The organism is Streptomyces sp. AN091965 (assembly GCF_022698285.1).
Taxonomy (GTDB): Bacteria; Actinomycetota; Actinomycetes; order Streptomycetales; family Streptomycetaceae; genus Streptomyces.
The window spans coordinates 288196-301489 of the sequence record NZ_JALDMY010000001.1 but is presented as its reverse complement, the minus strand read 5'-3'; the positions used below and the strand labels follow the sequence as shown (position 1 = coordinate 301489).

The following is a 13294-nucleotide window of genomic DNA, read 5'->3' as shown; positions in this document are numbered from 1 at the left end:
GTCACGCCTTGATCAGTTCGGCGGCGCCCAGGGCGTCGGCCGCGGCCGCGACGGCGTCGAACGGCAGCCCGGACCGCTCCGCGACGTCGAGCAGACTGTGCTCGCCGTCGGAGAGGCTGAGCACCCACAGCATGGCCATCTGGGCCTGTTTGGTGTCGCTGCGGCCGCCGAGCGCGTCGTACAACCCGCGTCGGCCGAGCTGCGGTTCGCCGTACGGGCTGAGGTTGACGTACCGACGGTTGCGGTCGAGGACCGTGAACGCCTCGCGGCAGACGGCGAGGGTGTCCTCCATCGCCTCCGGGGAGACGAAGTCCGGGTTGTCCGCCGAGGTGTGGTACTCGGGGTACCCGGCGTACGGGGTCCGGCTGAGCGAGCCCACGCCGAGGTCGAACCCGGGCGAGCAGTACTGCCGCTCGTCGTAGCCGTAGGGCGTGAACTCGGTGACGCGGTGCGGGCGTTCGGAGGCGGCGAGCACGTGCCGCAGCACCCGGTCGATCTCCGCGTCGCCGCGCCTGCTCTGCTTGTACGTCAGGTCCCCCCGGTCACCGGCGCAGGCCAGGACGAGGCCGTGCTTGACCTGGTCGATCCGCTCCTGATTGCGGGCCAGCCAGGTGATCGCCCCGATGGTGCCGGGCGCGAAGACGAACCGGTAGGTGTAGTGCGGCGTCGACTCCGCGAGAGCCCGGGCCAGGAACGTCGCCACCGCGACACCGGCCAGGTTGTCGTTGGCCAGCGACGGGTGGCAGACGTGACAGGAGACGATCACCTCGTCGGCGACCTGCCCCGGAACCACGTGCTCGGCGTAGGTGAGATGACCGTCGGCCAGGGTGGAGTCGACGCGCACCTCGTAGTCGCCGTCCGGCAGCGCGTCCAGGGTCTCCTGTGCCAGACAGAACCCCCACTCCGGCTTGTAGTAGCTGGTGCGGTACGGCACCCAGGACGGGTGCTCCGGCAGGGTGTGCAGGTGCTCGCGCAGTTCGGCCAGGGGCAGGGTCGTCGACACCGGCACGCTGTAGCCGAGCACGTGCAGGCTGGACGCGGCGAAGTCGACGACCCGGTTGCCCGAGCCGTCGGCGACGTACGCATCCCGGATGTTCCACTCCTGCGGCACCGTCCAGTCGAGCACCTGCGTCCCGGTCGGCACCTCGTGCACCTGGAGCGGGACGTACTCCCCGACGATGTCCAGGGTGGCGCGCACGCCGTCGCCGGTGATGCTCCGGCACAGCGGGTACATCCGCTCCACCAGGGCGTGCATCCGTTCGCCGAGCGTGGTGGTCACCGGCGCCGCCGCAGGGTGTCGTCGACGGCACCGGCGTCGGACGCCGCGCGCAGCACGGCGAGCCGGGTGAAGCGCTGCTCGAAGTCCTCGCGGGTCAGCCCGTGCTTCCGGTAGGCCTCGGCGAGTTCGAGCGCGCCACGGCGCACCGTCCACTCGCAGTCGAAGCCGGGGATCGCGGCGCGGAACCGGGAGAAGTCCACGCGGTACGAGCGCGGGTCGGCGCCGTTCTCCCCGGTGATGTTCACCTTCGCCCCCGCCACCGCGTCGGCGACCTGCTCGGCGATCTCGGCGACCGTGACGTTGTTGACCTCGCTGCCGATGTTGAACGCCCGGTCGTGCACCGCTTCGCGCGGCGCGGTCAGCGCGGCCGTGAACGCCCGGGCGATGTCGGCGGCGTGCACCAGCGGCCGCCAGGGGGTGCCGTCGGAGAGCACCAGGACCTCACCGGAAAGCAGTGCGTGACCCACCAGGTTGTTCAGCACGATGTCGGCGCGCAGCCGGGGCGAGTAGCCGAACGCGGTGGCGTTGCGCATGTACACCGGGGTGAAGTCGCCGTCGGCGAGCGCGTGCAGGTCGTCCTCCACCCGCACCTTGGACTCCGCGTACGGCGTCACCGGGCGCAGCGGGGCGTCCTCGGTCACCAGGTCGCCGCCGCCCGCGGCGCCGTACACCGAGCAGGTCGACGCGTACAGGAAGCGCCGCACCCCGGCGTCGCGGGCCAGCTCGGCCAGGCGCACGGAGGCGTGGTGGTTGATGTCGTAGGTCAGCTCCGGCGCGAGCGAGCCCAGCGGGTCGTTGGAGAGCGCGGCCAGGTGGATCACGGCGTCCACCCCGGCCACGTGCTCGGCCGTGACGTCACGCAGGTCCACCCGGTGTCCCTGCGGGTCCGCGGGCGCCGGACCGAGGACGCAGTCCGCGAACAGGCCGGAGTCGAGGCCGACGACCTCGTGCCCGGCGGCCGTGAGGACCGGGGCCATGACGGTGCCCAGGTAGCCCTGGTGCCCGGTCAGAAGTACGCGCATGGTTCAGTTCCCCAGGTTCAGAGTGAGTTTGGTGACGGCGAACGCCTCGGCGTAGCGCGCGTGGCATTCGATGCCGCGGATCCGGGCGAGGCCGAGGAAGGCCTCGCGGTCGTACCAGGGCCGGTGCCGCTGCGAGGGGTAGTGCTCCTGCAGCAGCCGCACCTTCTGCTCGGCGACCTCCGTCGACAGGGGCTGGTACGCCGCCGGACGGCCGAGGTCGCCGTCCCACTTGACGATCTCGTAGCCGAGGACCAGGTGGTCGCGGAACGCGGTGGGCATCAGCTGTGCCAGGCCGCGGTGGTCCTGGTGCGCGTCGTCGGTGCGCGGGGCCAGGATCAGGTCCGGGTCGGTCTGCCCGCGCAGCTCCTCGACCGCGGCCTTGGCCTCGTCCCAGTGCACGGGCATCCGGCCGTCCGGCAGCTTGAGCACGGTCAGGCGCAGGTCGGCGCCCGGGCAGAAGGCGGCCAGCGCGGCCCGCTCCTCCTGCTCGCGCTCGCTGCCGCCGCCGGAGAGCACCAGGGCGTCGACGCGCAGGCCCGGCCGCGCGAGGCACAGGGTCAGCAGGGTGCCGCCCGCGCCGATGGCGATGTCGTCGCAGTGCGCGCCCACCGCCGCGATCCGGTCCAGGCGCTCGGCACCGAGCCGGATCACGCGGTCCTCGCTTCGGCGCCGGCCCTGCTGTCGGGCGCGCCGGTGGCTGCGCCGTCCCGCTCCCACACGGCCCACGGCCGGTCGCCCCGGGCGTAGGCGGCGTCCAGCGCGGCCCGCTCCTTCACCGTGTCGGTCGGCTTCCAGAAGCCGCGGTGCTGGTGCGCCACGAGCCGCCCCTGCTTGGCCAGTTGGGCACAGCCGTCGGCGACCAGGTCCCCGTTCTCGGGGATGTGGTCGAAGACCTCCTGGCGGAGCACGAAGTAGCCGCCGTTCTCCCACAGCGGCATGTCGCTCACCGCCGTGATGCCCCCGACCATGCCGTTCTCGCCCAGTTCCACGCAGTGGAACGAGGACTGCGGCGGCACCACCATCATCGACGCACCGGCGTCGCGCCGCGCGAAGGAGTCGATCATCTGCGGCAGCGGAGCGTCGGTGAGCACGTCCGCGTAGTTGGCGAGGAACATCTCGTCGCCGTCCAGGTGGTGGCGCACCCGGCGCAGGCGCTCCCCGATCGGCGACTCGACGCCGGTCTGCGCGAACGTGATCGTCCAGTCGGATATGTCGGTGGAGAGCAGCTCGGTCTTCCCGCCCCGCAGCACGAAGTCGTTGGACGCCGTCTCCTCGTAGGTGAGGAAGAAGTCCTTGATGTGCTGCGCCCCGTACCCCAGGCACAGGATGAACTCCGTGTGCCCGAAGTGCGCGTAGTAGCGCATGACGTGCCAGATCAGCGGTCTCGGGCCGACCATCGCCATCGGCTTGGGCACGTCGTCGGAGGCACCGCTGCGCATCCGCATCCCGTAACCGCCGCAGAACAGTACGACCTTCATGCTGTGCCCTCTTCCAACGACGTGGCCTCGACGATGCTCAGTTCCGGGATGGGGAAGACCAGGCGGCCGCCCCAGTCGTGCACGTAGGACAGCTGCTCGACCAGCTCGGCCCGCAGGTTCCACGGCAGGACGAGGACGTAGTCCGGCTTGTCGGCGGCGATCCGCTCGGGCGACAGGATCGGGATGCGGGTGCCGGGGGTGAACCTGCCGTGCTTGTAGGGATTGCGGTCGACCGTGTACGCGAGCAGGTCGGGCCGGATGCCGCAGTGGTTCAGGAGCGTGTTGCCCTTGCCCGGGGCGCCGTAGCCGACCACCGTCTCGCCGCGCTCGGCCGCCTCGATGAGGAACCTGAGCAGGTCCCGGCGCACCTTGGCCACGCGCGCGCCGAACTCGGTGTACCCGGACAGCTCCTGGAGCCCGGCGGCCTTCTCCCGGGCCAGCACGTCGGACACCTGGCGGGACGGCTCGCCGGCCGCCTCGGTCGGCCGGGCCCACAGCCGGATGGAGCCGCCGTGCGTGGGCAGCAGCTCCACGTCCACGAGCGCGAGTCCGCCGCTGGCGAGGGCCCTGATCGCGGAGGCCACCGTGTAGTACTGGAAGTGCTCGTGGTAGATCGTGTCGTACTGGTTCTCCTCGATCAGCGTCAGCAGGTGCTGCACCTCGATGGAGACCCAGCCGTCGTCGGCGACCAGGGCTCGCAGCCCCTGGGTGAACCCGACCACGTCGGGGATGTGCGCGTACACGTTGTTGGCCACGACCAGGTCCGCCGGGCCGTGCTCGGCGCGGACGGCCGCGCCGGTCTCCGGGGACAGGAACTCCGTGAGCGTGGGCACGCCCGCGTCCCGCGCGGTGGCGCCCACGTTCACCGACGGCTCGATGCCGAGGCAGCGGATCCCCCGGTCCACCACGTGCTTCAGCAGGTACCCGTCGTTGCTCGCCACCTCGACCACGAAGGCGTCGGAGCCTTGGGTGTCGAGCCCCACCCGCCGCACGGCGTCGGCGACGAACGCGCGCGCGTGCTCCACCCAGGACGTCGAGAAGGAGGAGAAGTACGCGTACTCCTTGAACGTCTCCTCGGGCGTGATCAGTGCGGGGATCTGCGCGAGCCAGCAGTCCGTGCAGACCCGCAGGTGCAGCGGGTACGCGGGCTCCGGCCTGTCCAGTTGGTCCGCGGCGAGGAAGCTCTCGCACGGCGGGGTCGCCCCCAGATCGACGACGCTCGCCAGCGCCGCCGAGCCACAGAGTCGGCATCGTGTCATCTACTGCCCCCATCCCTGCTCGCGCGGATGCCCCGCCGCGAGCCAGTGCTCGTGTTTCCTGACGGCGGGGCGCTGTCCCCGCCGCCCGACCGCCCCGCGATCGCGGCGCGGTACCCCTCCACCAGGCGCTCCAGGCCGACGGCAGGACTGAAGTCCTTCTCGAAACGGCGCCGGGCCGCCTGGCCCATCTCTTGGTTGCGGCCCGCGTCGGCCGCGACGCGGCGGATGCAGTCCGCGAGCGAGGCGACCTCGCCCGGGCGGTGAAGCAGCCCGGTCACCCCGTCCTCGACGAGTTCGACGAAGGCACCGTGAGCGGCGGCGACGGCCGGGACCCCCGCCGCCATCGCCTCCGCGACCACCAGGCCGAACGTCTCCAGGGACATCGAGGGCGCCACCACGGCGACCGACCGGGCGACCGCCTTTTGGCACTCCTCCGGGTCGTACAGGCCGACGTACCGCACGTCGTCGCGGCCCGCGGCCCAGGCGGTCACCTCCGGCTCCAGCGGCCCCGCGCCCGCGAGCACGAGCGGCACGCCGACACCGCCGCGCGCCGCGACCTCGTCCCACGCGGACATGAGCAGCCGCACGCCCTTGGCCTCCGCGAGCCGGCCGAGGAAGAGCACGTGCTCCCCGTCGCTCGTGCGGCAGCTGCCCGGGTCGGGTACGAAGTTGTGCTTCACCGAGAGCCGCTCGGCCGGCATGCCGGTGCGCACCAGGACGTCGCGCTGCGCCGCGGAGATGCAGAAGAACCGCTCCACACCGGACCACCAACGCCGCCGGTTGACCGCCAGGCTGACCGCGAGCGGCACCGTCGCGAGCCGCGAGTCGCGGTAGCAGCCGTGCCGGACGGCGGGCAGCGGCACCCTCGCCCCGGCGCACTCGGTGCACACCCGGCCGTCCCGCTGGAGCGTGCCGGGCGGGCAGACCTGGGTGTAGTTGTGCAGCGTGGCGACGGTCGGCACACCGGCGTCGGCGCAGGCGGCGAGGACCGCGGGCGAAAGGAGCGGAAAGACGTTGTGGACGTGCACCACGTCGGGGCGCGAGGCGCGGAGCCGGGCGCCGAGCTCCGAGCGGACCTTCGGGTTCCAGGGCACGAGCAGCGGCACCGCGGCCTTGGCGAGGAGGGACCGGTCGGCGATGGTGTCGCTGCGCCGCTCGAACACGTCGACCCGGTGACCGGCCGCGCGCAGCAGCCCCACCTCCTCGTCGACGACCCTGTTCTCGCCGCTCGGCTGCGCCGATGAGTAACGGTTGTGTACTACAAGGACGTGCATGCTCACCCTTACCTCCGGGCCCATCGAGGGATACGTCGTCGAGGGACTTCGGCCGTCGGACCGGGAACTTCGGCCGTCGCGAGGGGCGACGCCGCGGCGCCCGGCACCAACAGCGAGGCGGCCAGGGCCAGATGCAGCAGATACGGCGAGGCGTCACCGAGTCCGGCCTCGGTGTACGAGGACATCGCGCAGTAGCTGATCAGGAAGATCGCGCAAGCCCTCGGCAGCGACGGAGGCCGCAGCAGCGCGACCCCGCCGAGGATGCTGATGAACGCCGCCACCAGGGTGATGCCGATCAGGCCCTGCTCGTGATAGACGGCCAGCCAGCTGTTGTCGATCGGAAGACCCCCGAAGGACTTGTCGCCCAGGCCCGTGCCGAACACCTTCTCCCCGGTCGTCCGGGGCGCGGCGAGCAGGGCGTCCCAGACCTTGGCCCGCCCGGTGAGGTTGGAGAGGCCCTCCTTGCTCTGCCCGCGCATGAACCACGCCTGCAGTGCTGAGCTCAACGCCACCGTGGCCACCGTCGCGCACACCACCGTCCAGGCGAAGAACCGGCGGGCGGCGGCGCTGGTCAGCACGAGCGAGCCGATCGCGAGCACCAGCCCGACGATCAGGCCGAGCGTGGCCGTGCGGGTATGGGTCAGCGCGAGCAGGACGAGCGACGGCACGATGATCATCGCCGCACTGGCCCCGGTGGTCAGACGGCCGAGGGTGAGCAGCACGGTGAGCCCGATGATCACCGCGGCGTACTGCCCGATCTGCGGCGGGGTGAGCGGCCACAACGCGCCGACGAGACGCCCGCCGTAGTACTCCGGCCTCGCCGTGCCCGGGGCGACGACCAGCCCCGCGGCCACCAGGACGAGCACCGCGAAGTACATCCGGATGTGATAGCGGACGAACGTCATGCCGCCGTCCCACCAGCGGCTGAGCAGCCACAGCGTGCCGACGAACAGAGCGAACCGAACACAGCGGAACAGCGCGCCGAACCCGCCCTCCAGATCCGCGCTGGAGATCACGCTCGGCACGAGGAGCAGGGTGAGCAGGAACACGAAGGCGCTCGGCCGGATGCGCAGCCGGAGGTTGAGCGCGAGCGCCAGCGCGAAGGCGGAGACCAGCGCGCCCATGGTGGCCATCTGGATCAGGGAGCGGGGCAGCGGCAGGATGGTCTTCGCCCCTGCGGAGCCGAGCGTGTTGAGACCGAGCAGCGCCCAGACGATCCCGACCGCCTTCGGCGTCGCCTCAGGGCGTCGTTCCACCCCGGGCCCTGCGTCCGGCCCGCTCGGCAGCCCGCCGCGCATCAGGTCCCCGCCCATCTCAACCACCGGCCTGGGCGTCGAAGGTGCTGCCGGTGTCCTGCTGGTACGGCGCGCTCTGCCACTGCCCCGGCTCCAGCTTCCGGCCCGGGTCGCCCGCCACGAAGCTCCACGGCCCGCGGTAGACGTTGCCGTGCCAGCGGTTGCGCTGCTTGTGGGTGATGGCCTCGGCGACCCGCTTGCCCTTGTACGGCGACCACTTCGGATACGTGCCGTAGTTGGCGAGGACCGCCATGCGGCCGCACTCCTCCGTGCACTTGACGACGGAGGTGTCCAGGACGAAGCGGTTGTCGTGGATGTCCACCCGCTGGGTCTTCCACCGGCAGTCGGCGTACAGCGGCGCGGTGGCGATCCCCGGCCGCGCGCAGCGGTCGGTGTCCTTCACCAGCAAGGTGCAGTAGCCGGTCGAGGTGTTGGCCGGGCTGTTGCAGAACCGGTCGGCGTTCTCCCACAGGGTGATCCCGGACCAGTTGTTCTCCAGGACGTTCCGATAGATCTCGATCTTGTTCGTACGGGCCCTGATCCGCGGCTCGCCACCGGCCTCCGACACGTAGATCGTCGCGTACGGGAAGTCGTCGTCGCGCTGGGCGTACTTGCGGCCCTCGACCCAGTTGTTCCGCCGGATCGTGTTGTTCCGGATGACCGCGTTATAGCTGGTCTCGTACATCAGCGCGGCACCGTCGTTGGCTTCGAGGACGTTGTTCTCGATGCGGAAGTCATTGTTGTTGTTGTCCGCCCACAACCCGGCGCCGCGGTTGTCGTGCACCCAATTCCCGCGGATGTCGGCGCCGTTGACGGCCCAGAATTTGATGCCTCCCGTGCAGCCGCAGCCCGGCTTCCGCCGCTCCCAGTCGTCGGTGTTGTTGCCCACCACCTCGTTGCCCTCGACCACCAGGCCCTTGATGGAGTCACCGGTCTTGTACGCGTTCATCCCGTACTGCCCGTTGCCGCGCAGACAGCTGGCGCGGACCCGCTGGCGGGCACCGGCCATCAGCCCGGCACCGGAGTTGTACTGGATCTTCGCGTGCTCGATGACCCACCCGTCGGCCATGTCGTGGTTGACCACGCCCTCGTTGTTCGGCGCGACGAAGTGCTCCACGGTCAGATGGCGGATGGTGACGTCGCGGGCCTTGCCGCTGAACGCGTACTGGTTGACCTTCCGGCCGTCGAGCACCGCGCCCGGCGCGCCCAGGTAGCGGTTGCCCTTCTTGGTCATGACCTGGGCGTAGCGGTCACGTTCGAGCCGGTGCCTGCCCGGGCGCAGCCAGAACGTGGTGTGCGGCGGGTTGCTCCTGGTCTTCTCCGCCAGGTCACCGACCACCGCCGGGTCGACCGTCACCGCGCCCGCGGGCGCCTTCGCCGGCCCGGCCGCGGGCTTGGCGCACACCCGGGCCACGGTCGTGGACGGCTTCGCGGCGGATGCCTTCGCGCGCGAGCCCGTCGTGCTGTCGCCGTCGCAGCCGGCCGTCGCGAGCAGGGCCAGCGCCAGCGGTGCCGCCGCCAGCGCCCAGAGCCGCTTCGTGAACACCACGCGCCCCCTAGCCGCGGAACCTGAGCACGGTGGTGAACCCCTCCGCGCCGTCGGTGAATCCGGTGCCGACCAGCGTGGTGGCGGGCTCCTTGCGCCCGAAGCCGGGGGAGTACCAGCCGAGCGGCGGCTCGCTCTCGCCGCGGTGCGCCCGCCAGGACAGCTCCCCGGGCAGGTCGAGCACCGCGGAGCGCTCCTCGCCGTCCCGTGTCCAGGTCAGCAGCGCCCAGTTCCCCACCAGGTCGGCGGCGATCGTCGGACCGAGGTGGAACGCCAGGCGCACGGCCCGGCGCGGTCCGCGCACCTCGTCGACCACCCTCAGCTCCTGGCTCGCGGCCGTCAGCTCCACCCGGCGGCGGTGCACGGAGCCCTCGTACCCGTCGTGCTCGGCGCCCCAGCGCGCCACGGCCTCGTCGGACGTGTCCGCGGCCAGGACGCGCGTGCGGGCGTGCCGGGTCCACAGGAACGGGCCGCCGGAGACGGACTGGTCACCGCCGTCCAGCTCCAGGGTGTTGTGGCCGATGGTCGAGCGGAAGTACTGCCGCCACGCGGGCTGCCCGTGGTAGCAGAACGTCCCCGGGTCGGCGAGCACGTCGACCCCGTCGTGCCGGACCTCCACGGACAGGGCGTCCGCGTGGGCGTGCGCGGCGATGGACAGGAAGCCGTGCGGACCGCCGTCGCAGCGGCACCAGATCTCCTCCGGACCGCGCAGGATGGTCATGCCCGCGTCGGCGAACTGGGCGGGGCGGCTCGCCGGGCGCCCGGTTGCCTTGCGCGCGTCCGGCCGGATGAGGGCGGCGAGCAGCGGGGTGCGCACATCGGTGCCGGTCACCTCCGGCCACCAGGGCAGCCGCCCGAACACGGCGTCCCCGGTGGCCAGGAGCGAGCCCCAGCGGTGGGTGCCCGAGCCGTCCACGACCAGACCGTGTCCGTCGTCCGCGTCTCCCTGGCGCGGCGGCCGCAGCCGGTTGTCCACGACGGCCGCGAGCGCGTCGGTCATCCGCAGCAGCACCAGGCGGATCGACGCGGGCACCGGCACGTCGGCGGCGTCCGCCTCGGCCACCGCGGCCAGGCCCAGCTCCAGGACGAGCCCGTGGTACTCGGTGGCCAGCTCGCGGTTGAGGCCGGAGGGGAAGGTGTTGGCGCGCAGCTGCTGCTCCAGCGACCGCAGCGCGTCGGCCCGCCACTGCGCCGATGAGGGGAACCACCCGAACGCGCAGGCCGCGGCGAACTGACCGGCGGCCTCGGCGACGACGTGGTTGTTCGCCGAAGAGCCCCGGCTGGGGAAGGCGGCGAGCCAGCGCTGGTGGTGCCAGATCTGGTTGAGCGCCGCCGGGTTGTCCTCGAAGAGCCCCGCCGCGCCCGCCCAGCCGTCGAGCAGCCGCCGCACCCACACCCAGGAGAGCAGCCGGATGCCCAGCTCGATGCCGCTCACCCAGTGCACCCCGCGCAGCGGCGGGTTGGCCGCCCACCACGACCGCAGGTGCGCGGCCACCCGCTCGGCGTACCGCTCGTCCCCGGTGACCGCGTAGGCGGCGGCGAGCACGGTGAGGTACTGATGCCGGGACAGCTCCCAGATCTGCTTGATGTCCCCGGCCGCTTCCTCGTCGCGGTACGGCACGTCGAAGGCGTAGCCCCACGGGGCCCGGCGCCCGGTCTTCGGGTCGTACCACCAGTCCGGGTCGACCAGGTCGTCGCGGTCCACCCCGAAGTACGTGGCGTGTCCGTCGAGCAGCCGGTCCGCCTCGGCGACCAGACGCTTCGCGGCGTCCGGCGCCACCGAAGCCAGCGTCCCCGCGGGCAGCGCCGCGGTGAACCGGGCGCCGGTCACGCGCGGGCAGTGCGGCCGCGCCGACCGCCACCGCCGCCTGCGCACCGCGTCGCCCGCCCGGCCGCCGACCTCCCGCGGCCCCATCCGGGAGAGGCGGCGCAGGTACCAGCCCGCACTCCCCGAGCTCACCGTCATCGCGTCCTCGCCAACGTCACCGGGGCGCCACCGGCCAGGCCCGCCCGCACGGCGAGGGTGGCCGCCGTGGTGGCGACGAGGGACTCCAGCGGCACCGGCATCGGCCCGCCGGTCCGCACGGCCTTGACGAACGCGGCCAGCTCGGCGTTCTGGCCCTTGTCCCGGGCCTTGGGCAGCCGCGAGGAGACCCACTTCTTGCGCCCGTAGACCGCGGCACGGACGAAGTCGTCGAGTTGCAGCACCTTGCCGTCCGCCACCAGGTCCAGCGTCTCCTTGGGGAAGGCGGACGAACCGGTGGTGACGTAGCTGATGGTGGCGGTGGACCCGTCCGGGTAGCGCAGCACCACCTGGAGGTCCTCGTTGCCCGACGCGGCGACGGAGTACACCGAGACCGGGTCGGCCCCCAGCAGCCAGCTGGCCGTGTCGATGAAGTGCCCGCCCTCACCGGCGAACCGCGAGCCCTCGGTGCCCTGCTGGAGGTACCAGCTGCCGTGCTGGAGCCGGCCCGCGTTGACCAGGTAGCGCAGGCTCGCCGGACCGGTCCGGGCGCCGAACCGCTCCTTGGCCTCCTGGAGCAGGGGCGCGAAGCGGCGGTTGAAGCCCACCTGCAGCCGGTCGTTGCCGGACTCCTCCACCGCCGCGAGCACCCCGGCCAGCTCGTCCTCCGTGAGGGCCAGGGGCTTCTCCACGAACACCGCCTTGCCCGCGAGCAGCGCCTTGCGGGTCAGCTCGGCGTGCGAGCTGTGCCGGGTGACCACGAACACCGCGTCGATGGACTTGTCGCCGAGCACGGCGTCGAGGTCGGTCGTCGCATCGGCAAAGCCGAACTTGCGCCGCGCGTTGGCCGCCGACAGCGCCGTCGTGGTGACGACGGTCGACAGCTCGAGGCCCTCGCGCTGCGTCAGGTGCGGAAGCAGCATCGACGTCGCGTAGTTCCCCGCGCCGACGAACGCCAGCTTCACCGGCGAACCGGCAGTCCGGGCCGGCCCCTGGCGCACGGCCACCGCGGGCACGGCCACCGCCGGTGCCTCCGCCTCGGCCGGATGCGCGTCGGGGTACCGGAACAGCACGGCCACGGCCTTCAGGTCGCCGTCCTTCAGCCGCCGGTACGTCTCGACGGCGTCGTCGAAGTCCGCGACGTGGGAGACCAGGGGCTCCACGTCGACGCTGCCGCGCGCGACGAGATCGAGGAAGCACGCCAGATTGCGGCGCTCGGTCCAGCGCACGTAGCCGATCGGATAGTCGCGCCCCTCCAGCTCGTACTCCGGGTCGTAACGCCCGGGGCCGTAACTGCGGGAGAACCGGACGTCGAGCTCCTTCTCGTAGTACGCGTTCCACGGCAGGTCCAGGCGGCACTTGCCGATGTCGACGACCCGGCCGCGGTCCCGGCAGAGCCGGGCGGCCAGCTCGACGGGCTGGTTGCTGCCCCCACCGGCGGCCAGGTACACCTGGTCCACGCCGTGACCGTCGGTGAGCTCGGCGACGGCCGCTTCCACGGCCGCGGCCCCGGGATCGCCGCAGGCCGCGGCGCCCAGACGCTCGGCGAGCTCGCAGCGCGCCGGGTCGGGGTCGACCCCGACGACGCGGACCCCCGAGGCGGCGAGGAGCTGCACCACCAGCTGCCCGATCAGACCGAGCCCGATGACGAGGGCCACGTCGCCGAGTTGCGGCTCGCCGCGGCGGACGCCCTGCATCGCGATCGACCCGACGGTGCCGAAGGCGGCATGGCGCGGCGCGAGGCCGTCCGGCACGGGGGCGTAGAGGTTCTTCGGCACCCAGTTCAGCTCGGCGTGCAGCGCGTGCTCGTTGCCCGCGCAGGCCACGACGTCGCCGACCTTCACGTCGTCGATCCCGGAGCCGACCTGCTCGACCACCCCGCACAGCGAGTAGCCGAGCGGCGTGTAGGAGTCCAGCTTGCCCATCACCTTGCGGTAGGTGGCGGGCACCCCGTTGGTGGCCACGCTCTGCATGACCTTGGCCACCTGGTCGGGACGGGAACGGGCCTTGCCGAGCATCGACATGCCGGCCTCGGACACCTTCATGAGCTCGGTCCCGGTGGAGATCAGCGAGAAGGCGCTGCGGACGAGCACACCGCCCGGCTTGCACCCCGGCACCGGCACGTCGAGCACCGCCAGCTCGCCGCTCTTGTAGTTCTGTACAACTTGCTTCACCCGA

The 13294-nt window shown here is 72.2% G+C and carries 10 protein-coding genes; all 10 read right to left on the bottom strand.

Going from position 1 to position 13294, the window contains the following annotated elements:
* Window position 1 precedes the first annotated feature (1 nt).
* The 10 genes from MQV74_RS01200 to MQV74_RS01155 are packed head-to-tail and all read right to left on the bottom strand — an operon-like array spanning window position 2 to window position 13290.
* Window positions 2-1255: a DUF4910 domain-containing protein gene (locus MQV74_RS01200; protein WP_242728471.1), complete on the bottom strand. Its 1254-nt coding sequence runs from the start codon at window positions 1253-1255 to the stop codon at window positions 2-4.
* 20 nt (window positions 1256-1275) lie between these two features.
* The gene (locus tag MQV74_RS01195; RefSeq protein WP_242714116.1) at window positions 1276-2301 is read right to left on the bottom strand and encodes an NAD-dependent epimerase/dehydratase family protein; all 1026 of its coding nucleotides are present in this window, start codon (window positions 2299-2301) and stop codon (window positions 1276-1278) included.
* A 3-nt stretch (window positions 2302-2304) separates the two neighbouring features.
* Window positions 2305-2952, bottom strand: a complete 648-nt coding sequence (locus MQV74_RS01190; RefSeq protein ID WP_242714115.1) for a PIG-L deacetylase family protein — start codon at window positions 2950-2952, stop codon at window positions 2305-2307.
* Window positions 2949-3779, bottom strand: a complete 831-nt coding sequence (locus MQV74_RS01185) for a glucose-1-phosphate cytidylyltransferase (protein ID WP_242714114.1) — start codon at window positions 3777-3779, stop codon at window positions 2949-2951. Before MQV74_RS01185 ends, MQV74_RS01190 begins: the two co-directional genes overlap by 4 nt.
* Window positions 3776-5038: a class I SAM-dependent methyltransferase gene (locus tag MQV74_RS01180; RefSeq protein WP_242714113.1), complete on the bottom strand. Its 1263-nt coding sequence runs from the start codon at window positions 5036-5038 to the stop codon at window positions 3776-3778. The genes MQV74_RS01185 and MQV74_RS01180 overlap by 4 nt, the downstream gene beginning before the upstream one ends.
* Window positions 5035-6312 (bottom strand): glycosyltransferase, encoded by a 1278-nt coding sequence (locus MQV74_RS01175; RefSeq protein WP_242714112.1) that lies wholly within the window; start codon window positions 6310-6312, stop codon window positions 5035-5037. Before MQV74_RS01175 ends, MQV74_RS01180 begins: the two co-directional genes overlap by 4 nt.
* An 8-nt stretch (window positions 6313-6320) precedes the next feature.
* Window positions 6321-7625 carry an O-antigen ligase domain-containing protein gene (locus tag MQV74_RS01170; RefSeq protein ID WP_242714111.1) on the bottom strand — a complete coding sequence of 435 codons (1305 nt, stop codon included), beginning with the start codon at window positions 7623-7625 and terminating at the stop codon, window positions 6321-6323.
* Window position 7626: 1 nt separating this feature from the next.
* Window positions 7627-9156, bottom strand: a complete 1530-nt coding sequence (locus MQV74_RS01165) for a right-handed parallel beta-helix repeat-containing protein (protein WP_242714110.1) — start codon at window positions 9154-9156, stop codon at window positions 7627-7629.
* A gap of 7 nt (window positions 9157-9163) precedes the next feature.
* Window positions 9164-11119, bottom strand: coding sequence for a heparinase II/III family protein (locus MQV74_RS01160; RefSeq protein WP_242714109.1), 1956 nt, complete (start codon window positions 11117-11119; stop codon window positions 9164-9166).
* On the bottom strand, window positions 11116-13290 hold the full coding sequence (locus MQV74_RS01155; RefSeq protein ID WP_242714108.1) for a bi-domain-containing oxidoreductase: 2175 nt from the start codon (window positions 13288-13290) through the stop codon (window positions 11116-11118). The genes MQV74_RS01160 and MQV74_RS01155 overlap by 4 nt, the downstream gene beginning before the upstream one ends.
* Between the last annotated feature and the right edge of the window lie 4 nt (window positions 13291-13294).